Source organism: Mycobacterium sp. 2YAF39, assembly GCF_052114565.1.
Classification (GTDB): Bacteria; Actinomycetota; Actinomycetes; order Mycobacteriales; family Mycobacteriaceae; genus Mycobacterium.
The window spans coordinates 49834-70960 of record NZ_JBFREZ010000013.1 but is presented as its reverse complement, the minus strand read 5'-3'; the positions used below and the strand labels follow the sequence as shown (position 1 = coordinate 70960).

Genomic DNA, 21127 nt, shown 5'->3' with positions numbered 1-21127 from the left:
TTGCGCATTTCGCATCCTGGATAACTAGGTCCGGGTGAGGTTCACCAGGCTCCTTGACGACGCGCTGGACCGGTCGGTCGTCCTCGGCTACACCAAAATCGGATCACGGTTGCGACAGACGTGGTGGCCGGCCGATCCGGGGCCAAAGGCGATGGCGGGCAAGCGGGTCCTCGTCACCGGTGCGACGGCGGGAATCGGTGAGGCGATTGCCCACGGGTTCGCCGAACTCGACGCGACCGTCCACCTGTTGGGCCGCAACGCGGACAAGGTCAGACATTCGGCGGGCGCGATCCGGCGCGCGGTTCCCGGCGCAGTGGTCATCGACGAGGTGTGCGACGTGTCCGACCTCGACGCCGTGCGCACGTGGTGTGACGACCTCTCCGGGCGAATCGACGAACTCCACGGGGTGGTGCACAACGCGGGGGCGATTCCCAAGGAGCGTGTCGAGACTCCACAGGGCCACGAGACCCAACTGGCCTGCCACGTCCTTGGTCCGCACCTGATGACGGAACGACTGCTGCCGCTGCTTCGTGACGCACACGGCGCCTCCGTCGTGTTCATGTCCTCGGGCGGCATGTACACGACACCATTGTCGGTCGACGACATGGAGTCGGAATCCGGTGATTACAACGGCGTTCGGGTGTACGCGCGGACCAAGCGGATGCAGGTGGTGCTCGCCGAGGCGTGGGCGCGCAGGCTGTCGGGCGACGACATCCGCGTCGAGAGCATGCACCCCGGCTGGGTCGAAACGCCCGGTGTCGCCGACGCTTTGCCGATGTTCCGAGTGGTGACAAGGCCGTTGCTGCGCGATACTTCAGACGGCGCAGACACTGCGGTGTGGCTGGTTGCCACCCGGCCCGAATCTTCATCGGGCCACTTCTGGCACGACAGGGCCCAGCGTCCAACGACGTTCGGGTGGCAGCGAGCCGAGGATCCTGAACTGGTTGCGCGATTCCTCGACGCGGTGACGTCAGAGACAGGAACAATGCCGTTCACCGCCGATTGGCAGGAGGCACGTCATGACTAAGCCGGAAACCGCGGAAAAGCAGCCAGAGCTCAAGCGGGTCATGGGGCCGGGACTGCTGCTGCTGTTCGTCGTCGGCGACATTCTCGGCACCGGGGTGTATGCACTGACCGGGCAGGTTGCCGGTGAGGTCGGCGGCGCGGCGTGGCTACCGTTCCTGATCGCCTTCTTGATCGCGACCATCACCGCATTCTCGTATCTCGAACTGGTGACCAAGTATCCGCAGGCGGCCGGTGCAGCGTTATACGCGCACAAGGCATTCGGGATCCACTTCTTCACCTTCATCGTCGCGTTCGTCGTCATGTGCTCCGGCATCACGTCCGCATCGACGGCTTCGCAGGCCTTCGCATCGAACCTCGTCAAGGGGTTCGGATTGGACTGGGGCAAGGTCGGCATCGCGGCGATTGCCTTGCTGTTCATGGCCGCACTGGCTTTGGTCAACCTTCGGGGCGTCAGCGAAAGTGTGAAGCTCAACGTCGGTTTGACCATCGTCGAGATCACCGGCCTGCTGCTGGTCATCGTGGTGGGCCTGTGGGCGTTCACCCAGGGCGGTGACAACCTCGACTTCTCCCGCATCATTCTCTTCGAAAATGAGGGTGAGCGAAGCACTTTCGTCGCTGTCACCGCGGCGACCTCGCTGGCGTTCTTCGCGATGGTCGGCTTCGAGGACTCGGTGAACATGGCCGAGGAGACCAAGGACCCTGTACGGATATTCCCGAAAGTTCTGTTGAGCGGCCTGACTATCGCGGGCATCGTCTACGTGTTGGTCTCGATCATTGCGGTGGCGTTGGTGCCGATCGGCGACCTGACGGCGAGCAAGACGCCGCTGGTCGATGTCGTCGAAGCCGCGGCGCCGGGGCTGCCGATCGGCACGCTGTTCCCGTTCATCACGATGTTCGCGGTGTCGAACACGGCACTGATCAACATGCTGATGGCCAGCCGGCTGATCTACGGTATGGCGCGCCAGCACGTGCTGCCCCCGGTGCTCGGCGCGGTGCACAAGACGCGGCACACCCCGTGGGTCGCCATCCTGTTCACCACGGTGATCGCGTTCGGGTTGATCTTCTATGTATCGGCATTCGCCAGTGATGACGCGATTTCGGTCCTCGGCGGCACAACGTCGCTTCTCTTGCTTGCGGTGTTCGCGATGGTCAACGTCGCCGTCCTGGTGCTGCGTCGCGATGTGGTCGCCTCAGGCGGGCATTTCAAGACGCCGACGGTGCTCCCGGTGATCGGTTGCATCGCCTCGCTGTACCTGGTGACGCCGTTGTCCGGCCGTCCCGCTATCCAGTACCTGCTCGCCGGGATCCTGCTGGTGATCGGAGTTGTACTGTTCGGCATCACGCTGCTGATCAACAAGCAACTCGGGATCCAGCAAAAGGGCATAGTCGATCCGACACAGCTGGCCGAGACTCCGGACTAGCTGGCGCCGTTGCGGAGCCGTTTGAGCCGTTCCTGTAACAGCTCCACACGATGCGCGTTGCCGTGCAGCTGTAGATAACGCTCGCCGAAGACGGCAAGCAGCGCATCGTCGAGCCGGCGCACCGCACCGGGTGGATAGCGATAGCCCATCGCACGGTTGATCGCGTCGGCGTCCACGGTGTCCAGCACGGCCGTCAGCTCGTCGAGTGAGGTGATGCCGAGTTCCAGCAGCAGTCCGGAGATCCAGCCGTAGTGGTCGGTCCGCGACCAGCCGGCGTCGGCGTACCGGTTGCCCAGGAAAGTCGCCAGCACAGGCGTCGCGATCCGGGGATCGGTCGAGGCTTCCTCGTCGGCCGCGTCCTCGTCGGACATGGTGACGCGCAACCGCTCACGAATGGCGGTGAACTCGCGATCGGCGAGTTCAAGCAACCCCGCAGCCAACGTGAACCGGCGGTCGAGATCGGGGGCGTGCTCGGCGGGTATCGAGCCCTTGTAGCGGATGTCGTGTTCGAACTCCGCCCATGCGTGCTGCAGCACGGTGCGCACCTGGATCGACGCCGGCTGCTGTTCACCCTCGACCCCGACGAGCAGGTGCCTGCTGGCATAACCCCACCGGCCTTCGCGCGCGGTCTCCAACCCCATGTCGCGGTCGTCGAGCAGTCGCATCTCGTCGGCGAGCAGTGTGGCGACCGCGTCGACGTCCTCGCGCAGATAGGTGATGATCCGCAAACCGACCTGGTCGGTGATCTCGACCAACGGGTCGCTGAACAGACGGCGCCCGTCGACGATCCGTTCGGCCTTGGCGGCGAACGACTCGACGCTCTTGGTGCGCGCCGTGATGCTCAGGTAGTTGATACCGGCGTCGTCCAGGAGCGCCGTCACCAGCGCAAGATATTTCTCGGTGGCGGCCACCAGTGCGGGCCGCCGGGCCTCGTAGTCGGCGACGGCGGCGCGCACCAGGTCCGGAATCTGTTCCGGCGCTTGAGTTTTAGGTTCGACGGGCAGCGGGGTACGGCGGCCGGGCAGCGTCGGTGTGACAATGTAGCCCGTCTCGAAGTCGCCATAAGTGGTCACGTCGTCGGGCCGGTGATACCGGTAGAGCGCGATATACGCGCACAGCACCGCGTCGACGGGATCCTCGTCTCTGTCGAGCTGCCCCGGCCTCGTCGCCGCCTCGATCCTTTTTCGCAGCTCGACCCATGTGACGCTGCGGTTCACACGCAGCCGCGGCGTCGCGTCGTCGAGTGCCTCGATATGTGTCATCAGTTCCAGTAGCGCAAGCTTTCGTTCCCCGAACTTGCCGCGCTTGTACTTCAGCGTCTTCTCCAGGTTGAACAAGACGACCGATGCCGGATGCGGGAATACCTCGATCGCGGTTCGTTGGGCGTGCGACGCCGGATTCAGGTCCAGGCCGAGGCGTGCGGCAAGAATCTCGCCGCGGGGCGGGTTGAATTCCGGTCGTTCCCGGAACGCGGGCCGCGCACCCGCTTCGAACTTAGCGAAGTCGCGATTGAGCGCTCGTTCGCACGGTCGGGCGCCGGTCTGGTTCGGCACGATCAGGGGCGCGTCGATGGCGACCAGGCATTCGTCGCGGGTATACGGGGCGATCGCGGCCGCGATGCTCTCGTCGTCACCTGCCGCGCCGACGTGCAGGAGGCGCCCGTCGGAATCGACGGCTGCGACACCGGTCTGGCTTTTCTCACCCCACGCAAGATCGAGCCCAACGAAGTGCATACCGCAAGACTGCCTTACGCGGGTCGTAAGCTGTGTGTTTGTGACGATCCCGAATGTGCTGGCCAACCGGTATGCCAGTGATGAGATGGTGGCCATCTGGTCGCCTGAGGCCAAGGTCGTCGCCGAGCGCCGGCTGTGGCTGGCGGTGCTGCGTGCCCAGATAGAACTGGGTATAGATGGCGCCGTGGTGCCGTCGGGCGTGGTCGAGGACTACGAGCGGGTGCTCGACGACGTCGACCTGTCGTCCATCGCGGCGCGCGAACGTGTGACGCGCCACGACGTGAAGGCGCGAATCGAGGAGTTCAACGCGCTGGCCGGCCACGAGCACGTGCACAAGGGCATGACGAGTCGCGACCTGACCGAGAACGTCGAGCAGCTGCAGATCCGCCGTTCCCTGGACCTGGTTTTCTCGCACGGTGTTGCGGTGGTGGCGCGACTGGCCGAGCGCGCGGTCGTGTATCGCGATCTCGTGATGGCGGGCCGTTCGCACAATGTCGCCGCGCAGGCCACCACGCTGGGTAAGCGATTCGCGTCGGCCGCCGAGGAGCTCCTCGTTGCGCTTTCGCGGTTGCGGTCGTTGATCGACCGCTATCCGTTGCGGGGCATCAAGGGGCCGATGGGTACCGCGCAGGACATGCTCGACCTGTTCGACGGTGACACGGTCCGGCTCTCTGCGCTGGAGACGCGGATCGCCGAATTCCTCGGCTTCACAGAGATTTTCACGAGCGTCGGGCAGGTGTATCCGCGGTCGCTGGACCACGACGTCGTCTCGGCTCTGGTGCAGGTCGGCGCGGGACCGTCGTCGTTGGCGCACACGATCAGGCTGATGGCGGGCCACGAACTGGTGACCGAGGGTTTCGCGCCCGGCCAAGTCGGTTCGTCGGCGATGCCGCACAAGATGAACACCCGTTCGTGCGAGCGCGTCAACGGCCTGCAGGTGGTGCTGCGCGGTTACGCCTCGATGGCTGCCGAGCTCGCCGGTGCCCAATGGAACGAGGGTGACGTGTTCTGCTCGGTGGTGCGGCGGGTGGCGTTGCCCGACGCGTTCTTCGCGATCGATGGGCAGACCGAGACATTCCTGACGGTGCTCGACGAGTTCGGCGCGTACCCGGCGGTGATTCAGCGCGAACTGGACCGCTATCTGCCGTTTCTCGCGACGACGCGCATCCTGATCGCCGCGGTGCGGGCGGGTGTCGGCCGCGAGACCGCCCACGAGGTGATCAAGGAACACGCCGTCGCCGTGGCGCTGGCGATGCGGGAGAAGGGTCAGGAGCCTGACCTGCTGGACCGGTTGGCCGCGGACCCGCGACTGCCCCTTGACCGTGTGGCGCTCGACGCGGCGCTGGCGGACAAGCAGGCGTTCACGGGTGCGGCGGCCGACCAGGTGGATCGCGTCGCCGCCGCCGTCGACGAATTGGTCGGCCGATACCCGGAGGCGGCCAAGTACACATCGGGCGCGATCCTGTGACCTCGGTGGTGGGCGGGCTCACCGAGATCGACTTCACCGATTTGGACAACTTCGCCAGCGGATTTCCGCACGCACTTTTTGCGGTTCACCGTCGCGAGGCGCCCGTCTTCTGGCACGAGCCGACCGCCAACACCCCCGACGGCGAAGGCTTCTGGTCCGTCGCCACACATGCGGAAACCCTTGCGGTGTTCCGGGATCCGGGGACCTACTCGTCGGTGACGGGTGGTTCACGGCCGTTCGGCGGCACACTGCTGCAGGATTTGACGATCTCCGGGCAGGTCCTCAACATGATGGACGACCCGCGACATTCGCACATCCGCCGACTCGTCAGCTCGGGCCTGACCCCGCGGATGATCGCCCGCGTCGAGGACGACCTGCGATCCCGCACCCGCAGGCTGCTCGACGGGGTGACACCGGGGGAGCCGTTCGACTTTGTGACCGACGTGGCCGCCGAGCTCCCGATGCAGATGATCTGCATTCTGCTGGGAGTTCCTGAATCCGAACGGCATTGGCTGTTCGAGGCGATCGAGCCGCAGTTCGACTTCGGCGGCTCCCGCAAGGCGTCCATCGGGCAGATGACGCCCGAGGAGGCCGGCACGCGGATGTACACCTACGGACAGGAGCTGATCGCATCGAAGCGGTCGGAGCCGACCGACGACATGCTGTCGGTGGTGGCGAACGCGACCGTGGAGGATGAGAGCCTTTCGGATTTAGAGCTGTACCTGTTCTTCAGCCTGCTGTTCAGTGCGGGTGCGGAGACGACGCGCAACTCCGTCGCGGGCGGGCTGTTGGCGCTGCTCGACAACCCCGGCCAATTCCGGGAGCTGCGTGCGGATCTGGAGCATCTGCCCACCGCGATCGAGGAGATGGTGCGTTGGACGTCGCCGTCGCCGTCCAAGCGGCGCACCGCGACGCGTGACGTGGAGCTGGGCGGCTGTCACATCGAAGCGGGCCATAAGGTGCAGATCTGGGAGGGCTCGGCCAACCGCGACCCGTTGGTGTTCGCAGACCCCGATACGTTCGATATCACTCGTAAACCCAATCCGCACTTGGGTTTCGGTCAGGGAGTGCACTACTGCCTCGGCGCGAACCTCGCACGGCTGGAGCTACGGGCGCTCTACGAGGAGCTGCTGACGCGGTTCGGCTCCGCACGGCTGGTCAGTCCGGTGGAGTGGACGCGGTCCAACCGGCACACAGGTATCCGTCACCTGGTGGTCGAATTACGGCCGTGAGACCCGACGTATTCGCGGCGGTCATGGCGACCGGCATCGTGTCGATCGCGGCTGCGGACCACGGCTTCGGTGTGATCAGCGAGATTCTGATTGTCGTTGCGGCGGTGGCGTTTCCGGTGTTGATGGTTCTTGTTGCGCGGGCGTGGCGCGGGTTCGACCTGCGCGATCCGAACGTGACGCTGGCGCTGTTCACCTATATCGCGGCGTGCGCGGTGGTGGGCGCGCGGCTGGCCGACCATCGCATCGTGCTGTGGGTGTCGGCGGGTATGGCCCTGCAGGGCTGGTTGACCTTGGTGCCGCTGGCCGCCCGGTCGCTGTGGCCGCTGCGGTGGACGGGCCTCCGGGACCGTGCCCACGGCGGGTGGGAGCTCGCCGCGGTCGCGACGTCCGGACTGGCGATCGTCTCTGCCGAACTCGACATTCTCTTCTGGGCGGCCATCTTCTGGATGCTCGGCATCGGCCTGTACCTGGCGATGACCGCGCTGGTGCTCTGGCGCGTGCGACACGATGCGTCGTCGCCGGAGCTCGTGCAGCCCGACGTGTGGATTCTGATGGGCGGCATAGCGATTGCGACGCTTGCCGGAGATCACCTGCACCACGCGCTGATACCGGGTCCGATCGCCGACGGTGTCCGCGCGGTGACACTGGGTACGTGGTTCGTGGCGACGGCGTGGATCCCGGTGCTCGTCTACGTGGCGTTCCGGCGGCGGGTCGGTCTCGATTGGCCCGCAGTGTTCCCGCTCGGCATGTACTCGTCGGCGACCTACGCGATGGCGGTGGAGACGGGTTGGCATTGGTTCGTCGCGATCTCGCTGGCGTTCCTCTGGGTGGCCCTCGCGTCGTGGCTCATCGTCGCCGCGTTGGCTTTGTTGCGATTTCGGCGTGCCAAGTCTCGCTCAGCGTGACTCAGCACGCCGAAATCGCTGTACGGATCACGTTGAGGACGCGGTCGGGATGCTCGGTGAGGTCGAGCCAGGTGAAGCGCAACACCTGCCAGCCCAGCAGCGCGATGCTGTTCTGTCGCTCGCGATCGATCTGAAAATCGGCGGCCGCGCTGTGATACGCCCACCCGTCGACTTCGATCGCAACCCGTTGCGCGGCAAAGGCCACGTCGATCTTGTAGCCGCCGACGCGGTGGTTCGCCTGCCATCCGGTGATGCGTGCGTCGTGGAGAAGCTTGACCAGCAGCCGTTCGGCTTGAGACCGCGCGCCGCCGGCCGCTGCCTGAAGGAGTCGTCGCGCAGCCGGCGAGCCGTAGCGGCCTTTGTTGCGCAGATGCGCGCGCCACAGGTCGCGCAGTTCGGCGTCGCGCTGAAGCGCCGAGTCCATCAGTCTGGCGCCGTCACCGCGCCGGACGGCCGCCTCCACGATCGTCAGCGCCGGCGCGGTCACCTGCAAGCCGTCGCGCACGACGATGTCGGCGGGATTCAAGTCGCGCCGTCGCACGACCGACCCGTCGTGGCAGCGGCCGTTGCTATCGCGCGGCACCGTGACCTCGACGATGTCGGGGGCGAATCGGGTCAGGCCGAGCCACCACGCGGCAGCCAGACCGCTGCCCACCGCGTGCTGGCCATAACCCCACACGGCCGCGCGGATTCGTGCCGCATCGGTGAACGCCCTGTCGTCGGCGAAGTACACCCGACGGGCGCACCTCAGCCACTTGCCGCTCCCCACCCGGCGGCTGACGGCCTGTTTCGTGAGTCCCGCTGACCTCGCTTGAGCGAGCGTGATGACGCCGTCGTGGCGGCGCAGATATTCATCGAGCACGCGTAAAGGACGTCAACACAGGCTCGACGGTTCCCACCCCTGCGATTTCGGCGTGCTGAGTACCGCTGAGCGTGACGTAGCACGCCGAAATCACTCAGCGCCGGAGGCGCTGGACGCCCGCGGCGCGCAGTTCGAGCGCCGCGAGCCCATGTATCGCGACGTGGTCGTGGCTACGCCAGGCCCCGACGGGGTCAGGGTGTATCGCCAGCAGCTTGCCCAACGGCCGGTTGGCCAGCGCCCGCATCGCCAGCAGCTGTTCGCCTGCCGGTGTTCGCGCCAGCGCGATCGCGATCCACTTGCGACGGAAGAACCGGATGCGCAGGAACAGCCACGGCATCGCGACGAACAGAATCGGCGGCGCGGCGACCGCCAGCGCCAGTACCCACGCCAGCCACGACGCCGTCGAATCGAGACTCTGCCCGGCACCGGCGATGTCGAGCGCTGCCCGTGCGGCCGCCCGCAGCGGCTTGGCCAGCGACTCCCCGACGAGCGGGAAGTCGTCTGTGTTGTCACCGGCCGAATTGAGGTTGTCGGCGACGCCGCTGGCCCCGGTCTGCACCTGGCGCCCCACTTCGGCGATCGTCGACACGGCGGCATGGACCGCCATTCCGACCAGCACCCAGATGACGGTCCACGTGATCACGACGATGTCGCTGATCAGTTGGCCCAGCAGGCGCGACGGCGTGGTGGCATAGGGAAGAAACCGCGAACTCATGGACCAGATGCTGCCCGATAAGCTGGCCCGATGCGCCCCGCTCTGTCCGACTACCAGCATCTGGCCAGCGGTAAGGTTCGCGAGCTGTATCGGATCGACGACGGGCACCTGCTCTTTGTCGCCACCGATCGCATCTCGGCGTTCGACTACATCCTCGACAGCCGGATTCCCGACAAGGGTCGCATCCTGACGGCCATGAGCGTGTTCTTCTTCGACTATCTCGAAGCGCCCAACCACCTGGCGGGTCCACCCGACGACGAGCGCATCCCCGAGGACGTGCTCGGCCGCGCGCTGGTGGTCACCGAACTCGAGATGATGCCCGTCGAATCGGTGGCGCGCGGCTACCTCACGGGTTCCGGGCTGATCGACTACCAGACGACGGGTTCGCTCTGCGGCATCCCGCTGCCAACCGGTCTGGTCGAGGCCAGCAAGTTCACCGAGCCGTTGTTCACCCCGGCCACCAAGGCCGACCTGGGAGCCCACGACGAGAACATCTCGTTCGACGACGTGATCGAGATGGTCGGCGCCGTGCGGGCCAACCAATTGCGCGAGCGCACACTGCAGACCTACCTCCAGGGCGCCGACCATGCGCTGACCAAGGGCATCATCGTCGCCGACACCAAGTTCGAGTTCGGCGTCGACAAGGACGGCAACCTCCGGCTGGCCGACGAGATCTTCACGCCGGACTCGTCGCGGTACTGGCGTGCCGACGACTATCGGGAAGGCGTCGTGCAGAACAGCTTCGACAAACAGTTCGTCCGCAACTGGCTGATCGGCCCGGAGTCCGGCTGGGACCGCCACGGCGACAAACCGCCGCCACCCCTGCCTGCCGACATCGTCGACGCCACCCGGGATCGCTATATCGAAGCGTACGAACGTATCTCGGGTCTCAAATTCGATGATTGGATCGGTGCCAACGCGTGACTCCACCCGTAGCGAAACGTATCGAACACCGCCGCGAATACCACGGCGACGTCTTCGTCGACCCCTACGAATGGATGCGCAACAAGTCCGATCCCGAGGTGATCGACTACCTCAAGGCCGAGAACGACTACACCGATCAGGCCACCGAGGCGCTCGCACCGTTGCGGCAGAAGATCTTCGACGAGATCAAGGCCCGCACCAAGGAGACCGACCTCTCGGTTCCGACCCGGCGCGGCGACTGGTGGTACTACGGCCGCAGCTTCGAGGGTAAGCAATACAACGTGCACTGCCGTTGCCCAGTCGCCGATTACAACGACTGGGTGCCGCCTGAACTCGACGAAGAGACAGAGATCCTCGGTGAACAGATCCTCATCGACGAGAACGTCGACGCCGAAGGCCACGACTTCTTCGCGCTGGGTGCGGCGGCTGTCAGCCTGGACGGCAACGTGCTGGCATTCTCGGTGGACACCAATGGCGATGAGCGGTACACGTTGCGGTTCAAGGACTTACGTACCGGCACCATGTACGACGACGAGATCGCCGGCATCGGCGCAGGTGTGACGTGGGCCGCCGACAACCGCACCGTCTACTACACGACGGTCGATGACGCCTGGCGCCCCGACACCGTGTGGCGGCACCGCATCGGATCCGGCCTGCCCGCCGAGCGGGTCTACCACGAACCCGACGAGAAGTTCTGGCTGGCGGTCGGGCGCACGCGCAGCGACAAGTTCGTCCTCATCGCCGCGGGAAGCGCCGTCACCACCGAGGTCCGTTACGGCGACGCCGCCGACTCGCAGACTGAGTTCACCCAGGTGTGGCCGCGCCGCGAACTCGTCGAATACTCGGTGGAACACGCCGTCGTCGGCGGCGAGGACCGATTCCTGATCCTGCACAACGACGGAGCGGAGAACTTCACGCTCGTGGAGGCGCCGGTGGCCGATCCCACCGCGTTCCGCACACTGATCGAACACCGCGACGACGTACGGCTCGACTCCGTCGACGCGTTCGAAGGGCATCTGGTCGTCGGCTACCGCAGCGAGGCGTTGCCGAAGATCCAACTCTGGCCGGTCTACGCCAACGGCACCTACGGGCACCCCGAGGAACTCACCTTCGAATCCGAACTGATGTCGGCCGGCCTTGGCGGGAACCCGAACTGGAGCTCGCCCAAGCTGCGGATCGGTGCCACGTCGTTCGTCATCCCCGTGCGGATCTACGACATCGACCTGGCATCGGGCGAGCGCACGCTGCTGCGCGAGCAGCCTGTGCTCGGCGACTACCGGCCCGAGGACTATGTGGAGCGCCGGGACTGGGCCGTCGCCGGAGACGGCGCGCGCGTGCCGATCTCGATCATTCATCGCATCGGACTGCAGTACCCGGCACCGACGCTGCTGTACGGCTACGGGGCATACGAGTCGTGCGAAGACCCCCGGTTCTCCATCGCGCGGCTTTCGCTGCTCGACCGGGGGATGGTGTTCGCGGTCGCACACGTACGCGGCGGCGGGGAGCTCGGCCGGCCGTGGTACGAGCACGGAAAGCTGCTCGAGAAGAAGAACACGTTCACCGACTTCATCGACGTCGCACAGCATCTCGTCGACGCCGACATCACCCGCCCCGAGAATCTCATCGCATACGGCGGCAGCGCGGGGGGCCTCCTGGTCGGGGCCGTCGCCAACATGGCCCCCGAGCTGTTCGCGGGTGTTCTCGCCCTGGTGCCATTCGTCGACCCGCTGACCACCATCCTCGACCCGTCGCTGCCGCTGACCGTCACCGAATGGGATGAATGGGGAAACCCGTTGCAGGACAGCGACGTATACGCCTACATGAAGTCCTACTCACCATATGAGAATGTCGGCGCACAGAACTATCCGCCCATCCTGGCGATGACGTCGTTGAACGACACCCGGGTGATGTACGTCGAGCCGGCGAAATGGGTTGCCGCCCTGAGGCACAACCAGACCGGCGCGCCCTCCGTGCTGCTCAAGACCGAAATGAACGCCGGCCACGGTGGAATCAGCGGGCGCTACGAACGGTGGAAGGAGGCGGCGTTCCAGTACGCATGGCTACTGGACGCCGCCAAGGCACACCACGACGGCGGCGCGTACGAAGAGGATCTGCTCGACCGGTCGTAGCGATTATCTAGGCAGTGTCAAGATGAACTGTATAGTGGGCGCATGCGCAGGGACTCCTACCACCACGGAGACCTGAAGGCCGTCATCCTGTCGCAGGCCGCCGACCTGGTGGCGCAGCGCGGGGCCGACGGGATCTCGCTGCGCGAACTGGCAAGGGAAGCCGGCGTATCCCACGCCGCGCCCGCGCACCACTTCACCGACCGCCGCGGCCTGTTCACCGCGCTGGCCGCCGAGGGCTGGCGAAAGCTGGCCGCCGCGCTCAACGAGGCCCAGCCCGAGTTCATCGACGCCGCGCAGGCATACGTGCGGTTCGCCCTCGACCATCCCGGGCACTACGCGGTGATGTTCGACCGCTCGCTCGTCGATCCCGAGGACGTCGAGTTGGTCGCCGCACAGGACGCCGCCGGCGCGGAACTGGCCCGAGGTGTGGGCACCCTCGACGACGCACGCGCCGAGAAGGACCCCGAGGCGGCGGCGCTGGCGGCTTGGTCTCTGGTGCACGGCTTTTCGCTGCTGTGGCTCAACACGGCAATCGACGACGGCGCGGACCCGATGGAGACGGTGCACCGAGTCGCGAGGATGCTTTTCAAGACACGGTAGCGTGCCATTCATGACCCAGACACCGCTCACCGATATCGCACTGACCACGCTCGACGGAGCGCCGACCACCCTTGGCGAACTCGCCGACGGCGCCGCCCTCGTGGTCAATGTCGCCTCGAAATGCGGCCTGACGCCGCAGTACACCGCCCTCGAGCGGCTGGCCAAGGATTATCAGGACCGTGGGCTGACGGTGATCGGCGTGCCGTGCAACCAGTTCATGGGCCAGGAGCCCGGGTCGGCCGAAGAGATCGCGGAGTTCTGCTCGACGACGTACGGGGTCACGTTTCCGCTGCTGGCCAAGACCGACGTGAACGGCGACGACCGGCATCCGCTGTACGCCGAGTTGACCAAGACGGCTGACGACGCAGGCGAAGCTGGCGACATCCAGTGGAACTTCGAGAAATTCCTGCTCGCACCGGGCGGGAAGGTGGTCAAGCGGATCCGGCCGCGCACCGAACCGGACGCCCCCGAGGTCATCGCGGCCATCGAAGAGGTGCTGCCGCGGTAGTCGCACCGAATGGACAACTTCAGGCAGGGTGTCAGAAACCGTTGCGACACCTGAAGTTGCCACAATGAGCGCGTGGCTGGACAACTGATCGTCTCGATCTCCGGGATCAGCGACCGCACGATGGCCGACGTGGAGAACTTCTGCGGTCGACTTGACTCGCGGAGCGTGCCGGTGTCATTGCTGGTGGCGCCGCGCATCAAGGGCGGCTACCGGCTCGACGGGGACGCCCCGACCGTCGACTGGCTGACCGCCCGCCGCGACGCAGGGGACGCCATCGTGCTGCACGGTTTCGACGAAGCCGCCACCAAGAAGCGGCGTGGCGAGTTCGCGACACTGCCTGCGCACGAAGCGAACCTGCGCCTGATGGCCGCCGACCGGGTGATGGAACACGTGGGGCTGCGCACCAGGCTGTTTGTGGCACCCGGCTGGACGGTGTCGCCGGGAACGGTAACGGCTCTGCCCCGCAACGGGTTTCGTATGCTCGCTGCGCTGACCGAGATCACGGACCTGGTACGCCATACAACTGTCCGGTCGCGGGTGCTCGGCATCGGCGAGGGCTTTCTCAGTGAACCGTGGTGGTGCCGCACGCTTGTGCTGTCGGCCGAACGCACGGCCCGGCGCGACGGCATCGTCCGGGTGGCGGTCGCTGCCCGCCACCTGAGCAGGCCCGGACCACGGCAGGCGATGCTCGACGCCGTCGACCTGGCGCTGATGCACCGGTGCACGCCCGCGGTGTACCAGTGGACTCCATACAGCGCATTGACAGACGCCGCATAGCCACCGCCCGCTAACGTGGCGGCCATGGCAGATGCTGATGTCATCGTCGTGGGCGCAGGTCTCGCTGGTCTGGTCGCCGCATGTGAGCTCGTCGAACGCGGGCGACAGGTCCTGATCGTCGATCAGGAGAACGCCAACAACATCGGGGGCCAGGCGTACTGGTCGTTCGGCGGGCTGTTCTTCGTCGACAGCCCCGAACAGCGCAGGCTCGGCATCCGCGACAGCCATGAACTCGCGTTGCAGGACTGGCTCGGAACGGCCGGATTCGACCGGCCCGAGGACCACTGGCCGCGGCAATGGGCACACGCCTACGTCGACTTCGCCGCGGGTGAGAAGCGCGGCTGGTTGCGTGAGCGTGGGTTGCAGATCTTCCCGGCGGTCGGGTGGGCCGAACGCGGAGGCTACGACGCTCGCGGGCACGGCAACTCCGTGCCGCGGTTTCACATCACCTGGGGGACCGGTCCCGGGATCGTCGACGTCTTCGCCCGTCGCCTGCGCGACAACGCCAAGGTGCGTTTCGCGCACCGTCGCCGTGTCGACGAACTCATCGTGGAGGACGGCTCAGTCGTCGGGGTGCGTGGCGCGTTGCTGGAGCCGTCGAATGCGGCCCGGGGCGAGGCCTCGTCGCGAAACACCGTCGGTGACTTCGAGTTACGGGCACAAGCGGTGATCGTCGCCAGCGGCGGAATCGGCGGCAACCACGACCTGGTTCGGCAGAACTGGCCCAAGCGGATGGGCCGGGTGCCCGACCAGTTGCTGAGCGGTGTGCCGGCGCATGTCGACGGCCGGATGATCGGTATCACCGAGTCGGCCGGGGCGCGCGTGATCAACAGGGACAGGATGTGGCACTACACCGAGGGCATCACCAACTACGACCCGATCTGGCCACTTCACGGCATCCGCATCATTCCCGGCCCGTCGTCGATGTGGCTGGACGCCACCGGAAAACGGCTGCCGCCACCGTTGTTCCCCGGCTTCGACACCCTCGGCACGCTGGAGTACATCGCCCAGACCGGCCACGATTACACGTGGTACGTGCTGAACGCCCGCATCATCGAGAAGGAATTCGGGCTGTCGGGTCAGGAACAGAACCCCGATCTGACCGGGCGAAGCGTGCGCCAGGTGCTGAGTCGCGTCAGGCCGGGTGCCCCGCCGCCGGTGCAGGCGTTCGTCGACAAGGGCGTCGACTTCGTCACGGCGAACTCGTTGCGGGAGTTGGTGTCCAAGATGAACGCGGTGCCCGGCGTCGAACCACTGGACTACGACATCGTGGAGGCCGAAGTCACCGCCCGCGACCGTGAGGTCGTCAACAAGTACACCAAGGACAGCCAGATCACCGCCATCCGCGGCGCCCGTGCTTTCCTGTCCGACCGCATCAGCCGCGTCGTGGCCCCGCACCGGCTCACCGACCCGAAGGCAGGCCCGCTGATCGGGGTCAAGTTGCACATCCTCACCCGGAAATCGTTGGGCGGCTTGGAAACCGACCTGGAATCCAGGGCGCTCAAGACCGACGGCTCCGTGTTCAGTGGTCTGTACGCGGCGGGAGAGGCCGCCGGATTCGGAGGCGGCGGCGTACACGGGTATCGCTCGCTGGAGGGCACCTTCCTCGGCGGATGTGTGTTCTCGGGCCGTGCGGCAGGCCGAGCGGCGGCGAGGGACGTCGGCTAGGGCAGCTCGATGGTGGTGGTCACCGACACGAACTGCGGTGTCGGCGGTGCGGAGGAGAACCCGAACCGCACCGGCGGATGCAGCGCCGTGAGCCCGCCGACATCGACACCACCGAATGTGCCGTCGACGGCTGTGATGAGCCGCGTGCGTCGGACCCCGTAGTACTCGCGACGCCCGTTGCCGGCGCTACCCGCGGTGCGAACGCCCGGTACCAACATCGACGCCACGGGATTGATGAGGCGTAGCCAGGCCGGCGCCCTTGTCAGGATCGGCGGGACCAACCGGAGCAACCAGTCGAACGGCGCGGGACCTCCGAGGCTGCCGGACACTGTGAGCCCGGGCGCGGTGACGCTGAAACCCTCGGCAGTGCATCGAACGTCGACGGCCCCGAATTCGATCCGGTCGAAAGTGTAGGTCTGCGAGACGAACTCGGCGATGGCGGATGTCGGCGCGAGTAGCGTGCGTTCACCGTCCGGAGCTTCAACCATGACGTCGGCGAAACCGCCGAACGGCGAACTCGCCCACGACCCGACGACCATCCGGACGCCCGCTTCGGTTCCGAAACCCGCGATGTGGCCGCTGAACACCAGGCGCTCTCGGCGCGCCAATTAGAACTCCGTGCCGTTCTCCGGTTCGAGCACCTGGAAGTCGGCGTCGGTCATCTCCGTGAGCCTGCCGTAGAAGATGCCTCTTGCGCTCGGTTCGATGATCGCCTGGTGGATGGGCACCGCGTGGGTGGGCGCCACCGCGCGCAGATAGTCGACCGCCTCGGAGATCCTCATCCACGGTGCGGCGGCAGGTGTCGCGAGCACGTCGACCGGCTCGTCGGGGACGTACAGCGCGTCACCGGGATGCATCAACCTTGCCGCATGGGTGCCATCGCCGATGAGATACGAAATGTTGTCTATCACAGGGATTTCGGGGTGGATCACCGCGTGCCGCCCGCCCGTGCCGCGCACGGTGAGGTGGCCGATGCCGAATTGGTCGCCGACGTTCACCGCTTGCCAAGAACCGCCGAGTTGTGCGGCGGTCTGGGGGTCGGCGTACAGCGCGGCCTTGGGGTTGGCGTCGAGGAGAGCGGGCAGTCGCTCGGTGTCGGCGTGGTCGGGGTGCTGATGGGTGATCAGGATCGCGGATAGGCCGGTGATGCCCTCGAAACCGTGGGAGAACGTACCCGGATCGAACAGAATCGTGGTCTCGTTCGCCGAATCGTCGCGAAAGTTCGCGAGTAGGCACGAATGGCCGAAATGCGTCAATTGCATCCCTATATTGTGGCGCGCAGGGATTACCCAGGGGGTACTTCAGACGTGCGACTCTTGTTGGCGCTGGTTGTCGCCACATGCGGGTTGGTCATCGCCCCGAACACGCCGGCTGTTGCTGTGCCCGGCGTATGCCCGCCGATCTGCGACTCCATCCCCGATTCGGCGTGGATCGCGCCGACCGCCGTGCCGCTCGATTCGGTCTATCACTGGCCGGGCCTGGCCGGTCTCGCCGTCAGGGCACCCCTGCCACGGTTCACCTTCGAGGAGATGTGTGCCTCGCCGCCGATCATCGGCGACGCCAGGGACTATTCGGTGGCATGGCAGGCGACGGTGCTGAATCCGCCGGGGCAATGGCAGCTGCGGGTGCAGATCGTGCACTGGCGCGGGGACACCGCGCATTTCGGGCCGACGGCGACAAGCACCCTCGAGCAGGCCAGGGCCCGGCTGCGGGAGTGCCAGGTCACCGCGCCCCTGGCGTCGCCGTCCATCACCACCAGCGACCCGTTGCGGCTGGCCGCGGTGATCAGCGTCGCCGGCCAGCGGGTGATCCACCAGTACCTGCTCGCGCACCCGTCCAGCAGCACGGTCGTCGAACTGGCGATGTGGTCGACGCTGCCCCCACTCGTGCCCTGGGCGGCCGTGCCTGACGCGCAGGTTTTCGACTCAATGGCCGCCCCGCTGTGCGATGCGTATCTCGGATCGTGCCGGTGAGGCGGCCCTGCCGAAGCCGCAGGTAGAGTGATCGCCGTGGCTAGGGTGGTAGTGCATGTGATGCCCAAGACCGAGATCCTCGACCCGCAGGGGCAGGCGATCGTCGGTGCGTTGGGTCGTCTTGGATTCGGTGCAGTGTCAGATGTGCGGCAAGGCAAGCGGTTTGAGCTCGAAGTCGACGACAGCATCGACGACGACACGCTCGCCGAGATCGCCGAGTCGCTACTGGCGAACACCGTCATCGAGGACTGGAGCGTTAGCCGGGAGAACTCGTGAGCGCCCGCGTCGGCGTCATCACCTTCCCCGGCACGCTCGATGACGTCGATGCGGCGCGAGCGGTGCGAATCGCGGGTGCGGAAGCCGTCAGCCTCTGGCATGCCGACGCCGACCTCAAGCGGGTGGACGCCGTGGTGGTGCCCGGCGGCTTCTCCTACGGCGACTACCTGCGCACCGGCGCGATCGCGAAGTTCGCACCCGTGATGGGCGAGGTCATCCGGGCAGCCGCACAAGGCCTGCCGGTGTTGGGTATTTGCAACGGGTTTCAGATCCTGTGCGAGGCGGGGTTGCTTCCCGGCGCTTTGACCCGCAATGCCGGTCTGCACTTCGTCTGCCGCGATCTGTGGCTGGAGGTGGCGTCGAATTCCACGGCGTGGACGTCGCGCTACGAGCTGGGCGCCGATCTTCTCGTCCCGCTGAAGTCAGGTGAGGGCCGGTTCGTCGCCAGCGAGAACGTGCTCGACAAGCTCGAGGGTGAAGGCAGGGTCGTCTTCCGGTACCGCGACAACCCGAACGGTTCGATGCGCAACATTGCAGGCATTTCGTCGGCCAACGGGCGCGTCGTCGGCCTGATGCCACATCCCGAGCACGCCACCGAGGCGCTGACCGGACCCTCTGACGACGGTCTCGGTCTGTTCTATTCGGCCCTGGACCTGGTGCTGGCCGCCTAGCTCGTCAACCCCGAGGCTCGGCGCGCTGATCACTGGTCGGGGTCGTCTCGCAGAGACTCCGCGACGCTCTGCAACGCCGCGGCGGCGTCGGCCAGCGAGCGAATGGTCGACACCGCCTGAGGTGCCAGTCTGGTCAGCGGCCACAGCACCGCCCCGGTGATGAGGGTGAAGATGCCGTGCGCCACGGATTCCGGGACACTGCTTGGGTCCATCAGATCGTTTTCAGCGAAGGGACCGGCGTCGGCAGACGTCATGGTCGGGGTGAACTTGCGCAGCGACCTACCGGTGGTGCGCAACGAATCGACGGCGGCGAGGACCGAACCGCGCCGGCCGATCTCGGCACGAAGAGTATCCGCTGAGATGCCGAGATGCTCCGCCAAGAGATCGTCTCTGGCGTAGGCGATCTCGCCTGCAACCGTTGAGTGGTCGCCCGTATCGGGCACCGCTTCCAGCGCCACGTCGCACTCGCTGTCGAATCCCAGCGATCGGTTGTTCAGATTCGACGATCCGATGCGCAGCAGCCGGTCATCGATCACCAACACCTTGGAATGCACGTAGACCGGAGTCCCGCCGGCGGCCACCGGCCAGTACACGCCAAGCCGCCCGTGCGTATCCGCATCCCACAGCAGCCTTAGCAGACGTTGTCTGGCGCTGTCCATCGATTGTTGCTCGAGCCTGCTCTCGGAACTGCGCGGCAAGACGATGATGACCTCCGGCCCGTCCGGTTCCTTCAACCGCTCGGCGAGTGCCTCGGCCAAACTGCGCGCCGCCAGGTACTGATTCTCCAGGTAGATCACGTTCTTGGCGGCAGCGACAGCGGCCAGGTTCAGCGCCTCGACTTCACGGACCTCCGCACGTTGCGGTAATGCGGGCAGCGTTCTCGCAATGCCGACGTCGACGTCGCGCAACGGATTCACGATGGCGGGCGGCCAGATGGCGCGCGGCGTCGTAATCGGCTCGAGTCCCTCTCCGGTGGCGGCACGCCAACGCTCGCGGGCCTGCTCGGCGAGCGCGCGCGCCGCATCACCGTCACAAACGGCCGCCACCTCATGTCGCGGGCCGTACGGTTGCCCTGCACCTTTCCTGCGCGGATCTTCGCCAAGATGCCGTCGCGTATCCCAGCGTCCGAGCGTGAGGTCGATGCCGCCGCAGAACGCGACCGCGTCATCGACGACAACGATCTTCTGGTGGTGGACCGCTCCCGGAGGGTGTGCGCCGTCGACCTCGAAATGCATACGGCGCGAGGTGATTTGATTGAGCAGGCTGACGGGTGCGACACCGAACCAGAAACCGTCGAAAGCAGGCAGCAGCCGCAGATTCGATTTGAGCAGGTACACCTGAAGGTCCGGTCGCCGCCATATCAGCCAATGCAGAAACGGCCCGAGATGGTTGGGGCCCGGCAACGATCCCTTGTCCGCTTCGAAGGCAGTCCGGTAATCGAAATCCCAACCGATCAGCACGATGCGGTGTCTGGCGCGCAGCATCGCAGACTTCACCTGCGCCAGGTAGTCGGCACCGTCGACGATGCGGCTGAAGCGCTCCGCGCGGGCTGTGCGCCAGCAAGTGTCGCCCTGGCGCAGGATGCGATCAGCCGCGTCAGTCATCAGAACCGACGCTCGGCGGATCGTACGCTGCTGATGACATCGGGATCCCCGGCGAAATCGACATGTATTTCGTTGCGGCCGAACGCGAAGAGCAGTAACTCACCGGGCGTGCCGGTCACGGTGACCTCAGGTCCGGCTCCGAACCGTGCGAGCACGTCGCCGTCCGGCATGTGGAATGTGACGTGCGCAGGTACGTCAGGCATGAGGACAGGCGCGAAGTAGCGGGTCAGACGCCGCAGCGCTGCGATGGCGCGGTCGTCGAGCGCTCGGGGTGACCATCCCGGCACAGCCCGGCGGACGTCTTCGTGGTGGACGAACATCTCATGGATGTTGGCGACGCGATTGAGCCATCGCAGGGGCGAGTACACCGGCGGACCGGACGCCAGTTGATCGACCAGCTCGTCCCATTCGTGGCCGGTCAGAATCTGCGCTTCGATGCGATGCCGTCGCTCGGCGAACCGCGGGACACCGATTCCCAGCAGGGCGGCTGGCCGCCGTTCGCGGGCGAGTAGGTGTGCGACGAGCTGTCGGGACGTCCACTCCGGGCACAGTGTGGGCGCGTCGGGGCCGGCCGTGCGCAGAGTACGCACGAGCGCCGCACGCTCGTCGCTGGCGACAGACATTGTCGAACCCTA

The 21127-nt window shown here is 66.2% G+C and carries 21 protein-coding genes; 14 read left to right on the top strand and 7 right to left on the bottom strand.

The window, feature by feature from the left end:
• Positions 1-34 precede the first annotated feature (34 nt).
• Together AB4Z42_RS26545 and AB4Z42_RS26540 are read left to right on the top strand one after the other, a co-directional pair.
• On the top strand, positions 35-1027 hold the full coding sequence (locus tag AB4Z42_RS26545; protein ID WP_442012228.1) for an SDR family NAD(P)-dependent oxidoreductase: 993 nt from the start codon (positions 35-37) through the stop codon (positions 1025-1027).
• The gene (locus AB4Z42_RS26540; RefSeq protein WP_442012227.1) at positions 1020-2447 is read left to right on the top strand and encodes an APC family permease; all 1428 of its coding nucleotides are present in this window, start codon (positions 1020-1022) and stop codon (positions 2445-2447) included. Before AB4Z42_RS26545 ends, AB4Z42_RS26540 begins: the two co-directional genes overlap by 8 nt.
• On the opposite strand, the gene relZ is transcribed toward AB4Z42_RS26540, so the two are convergent.
• Positions 2444-4180 carry a bifunctional ribonuclease/(p)ppGpp synthase gene (relZ, locus tag AB4Z42_RS26535; protein ID WP_442012226.1) on the bottom strand — a complete coding sequence of 579 codons (1737 nt, stop codon included), beginning with the start codon at positions 4178-4180 and terminating at the stop codon, positions 2444-2446. The genes AB4Z42_RS26540 and relZ overlap by 4 nt on opposite strands.
• A 40-nt stretch (positions 4181-4220) precedes the next feature.
• On the opposite strand from relZ, the gene purB reads away from it, so the two are divergent.
• Genes purB through AB4Z42_RS26520 form a run of 3 tightly spaced genes read left to right on the top strand, consistent with a single transcriptional unit; the run spans position 4221 to position 7785 of the window.
• A complete protein-coding gene (gene purB / locus AB4Z42_RS26530; RefSeq protein ID WP_442012225.1) occupies positions 4221-5648 on the top strand; it encodes an adenylosuccinate lyase in 1428 nt (475 codons plus the stop codon).
• Positions 5649-5653: 5 nt separating this feature from the next.
• Positions 5654-6880, top strand: a complete 1227-nt coding sequence (locus tag AB4Z42_RS26525; RefSeq protein ID WP_442012279.1) for a cytochrome P450 — start codon at positions 5654-5656, stop codon at positions 6878-6880.
• Positions 6877-7785: a tellurite resistance/C4-dicarboxylate transporter family protein gene (locus AB4Z42_RS26520; RefSeq protein ID WP_442012224.1), complete on the top strand. Its 909-nt coding sequence runs from the start codon at positions 6877-6879 to the stop codon at positions 7783-7785. The genes AB4Z42_RS26525 and AB4Z42_RS26520 overlap by 4 nt, the downstream gene beginning before the upstream one ends.
• A gap of 1 nt (position 7786) precedes the next feature.
• On the opposite strand, the gene AB4Z42_RS26515 is transcribed toward AB4Z42_RS26520, so the two are convergent.
• Positions 7787-8647, bottom strand: a complete 861-nt coding sequence (locus AB4Z42_RS26515) for a DUF559 domain-containing protein (protein WP_442012223.1) — start codon at positions 8645-8647, stop codon at positions 7787-7789.
• Between the two features lie 94 nt (positions 8648-8741).
• Complete coding sequence (locus tag AB4Z42_RS26510; RefSeq protein ID WP_442012222.1) at positions 8742-9362, bottom strand: hypothetical protein; 621 nt, start codon at positions 9360-9362, stop codon at positions 8742-8744.
• Between the two features lie 30 nt (positions 9363-9392).
• Here AB4Z42_RS26510 and AB4Z42_RS26505 point away from each other — a divergent pair, with 30 nt between their 5' ends.
• The 6 genes from AB4Z42_RS26505 (at position 9393) to AB4Z42_RS26480 (ending at position 15968) form a co-directional block, all read left to right on the top strand.
• A complete protein-coding gene (locus AB4Z42_RS26505; protein ID WP_442012221.1) occupies positions 9393-10286 on the top strand; it encodes a phosphoribosylaminoimidazolesuccinocarboxamide synthase in 894 nt (297 codons plus the stop codon).
• Positions 10283-12415, top strand: coding sequence for a S9 family peptidase (locus AB4Z42_RS26500; protein ID WP_442012220.1), 2133 nt, complete (start codon positions 10283-10285; stop codon positions 12413-12415). Before AB4Z42_RS26505 ends, AB4Z42_RS26500 begins: the two co-directional genes overlap by 4 nt.
• A gap of 42 nt (positions 12416-12457) precedes the next feature.
• Positions 12458-13015: a TetR/AcrR family transcriptional regulator gene (locus tag AB4Z42_RS26495; RefSeq protein WP_442012219.1), complete on the top strand. Its 558-nt coding sequence runs from the start codon at positions 12458-12460 to the stop codon at positions 13013-13015.
• Between the two features lie 10 nt (positions 13016-13025).
• Positions 13026-13523, top strand: a complete 498-nt coding sequence (locus AB4Z42_RS26490) for a glutathione peroxidase (RefSeq protein ID WP_442012218.1) — start codon at positions 13026-13028, stop codon at positions 13521-13523.
• A 72-nt stretch (positions 13524-13595) separates the two neighbouring features.
• Positions 13596-14300 (top strand): DUF2334 domain-containing protein, encoded by a 705-nt coding sequence (locus AB4Z42_RS26485; RefSeq protein ID WP_442012217.1) that lies wholly within the window; start codon positions 13596-13598, stop codon positions 14298-14300.
• A gap of 24 nt (positions 14301-14324) precedes the next feature.
• Positions 14325-15968 (top strand): FAD-binding dehydrogenase, encoded by a 1644-nt coding sequence (locus AB4Z42_RS26480; protein WP_442012216.1) that lies wholly within the window; start codon positions 14325-14327, stop codon positions 15966-15968.
• On the opposite strand, the gene AB4Z42_RS26475 is transcribed toward AB4Z42_RS26480, so the two are convergent.
• Together AB4Z42_RS26475 and AB4Z42_RS26470 are read right to left on the bottom strand one after the other, a co-directional pair.
• Positions 15965-16576: a hypothetical protein gene (locus tag AB4Z42_RS26475; protein WP_442012215.1), complete on the bottom strand. Its 612-nt coding sequence runs from the start codon at positions 16574-16576 to the stop codon at positions 15965-15967. The two genes, AB4Z42_RS26480 and AB4Z42_RS26475, sit on opposite strands and share 4 nt — an antisense overlap.
• Positions 16577-17230 (bottom strand): MBL fold metallo-hydrolase, encoded by a 654-nt coding sequence (locus tag AB4Z42_RS26470; RefSeq protein ID WP_442012214.1) that lies wholly within the window; start codon positions 17228-17230, stop codon positions 16577-16579.
• Between the two features lie 45 nt (positions 17231-17275).
• On the opposite strand from AB4Z42_RS26470, the gene AB4Z42_RS26465 reads away from it, so the two are divergent.
• From AB4Z42_RS26465 to purQ, 3 genes are read left to right on the top strand one after another with little or no spacing between them, the layout of a single operon-like run.
• Positions 17276-17941 carry an ATPase gene (locus AB4Z42_RS26465; protein ID WP_442012213.1) on the top strand — a complete coding sequence of 222 codons (666 nt, stop codon included), beginning with the start codon at positions 17276-17278 and terminating at the stop codon, positions 17939-17941.
• A gap of 36 nt (positions 17942-17977) precedes the next feature.
• Positions 17978-18217, top strand: coding sequence for a phosphoribosylformylglycinamidine synthase subunit PurS (purS, locus tag AB4Z42_RS26460; RefSeq protein WP_442012212.1), 240 nt, complete (start codon positions 17978-17980; stop codon positions 18215-18217).
• Positions 18214-18888: a phosphoribosylformylglycinamidine synthase subunit PurQ gene (gene purQ, locus AB4Z42_RS26455; RefSeq protein WP_442012211.1), complete on the top strand. Its 675-nt coding sequence runs from the start codon at positions 18214-18216 to the stop codon at positions 18886-18888. Before purS ends, purQ begins: the two co-directional genes overlap by 4 nt.
• Before the next feature lie 29 nt (positions 18889-18917).
• Here the strand turns inward: purQ and AB4Z42_RS26450 are convergent, their stop codons facing one another.
• Positions 18918-20492 carry a phospholipase D-like domain-containing protein gene (locus AB4Z42_RS26450; RefSeq protein WP_442012210.1) on the bottom strand — a complete coding sequence of 525 codons (1575 nt, stop codon included), beginning with the start codon at positions 20490-20492 and terminating at the stop codon, positions 18918-18920.
• On the bottom strand, positions 20492-21115 hold the full coding sequence (locus AB4Z42_RS26445; RefSeq protein ID WP_442012209.1) for a TIGR03085 family metal-binding protein: 624 nt from the start codon (positions 21113-21115) through the stop codon (positions 20492-20494). The genes AB4Z42_RS26450 and AB4Z42_RS26445 overlap by 1 nt, the downstream gene beginning before the upstream one ends.
• Positions 21116-21127: the final 12 nt, after the last annotated feature.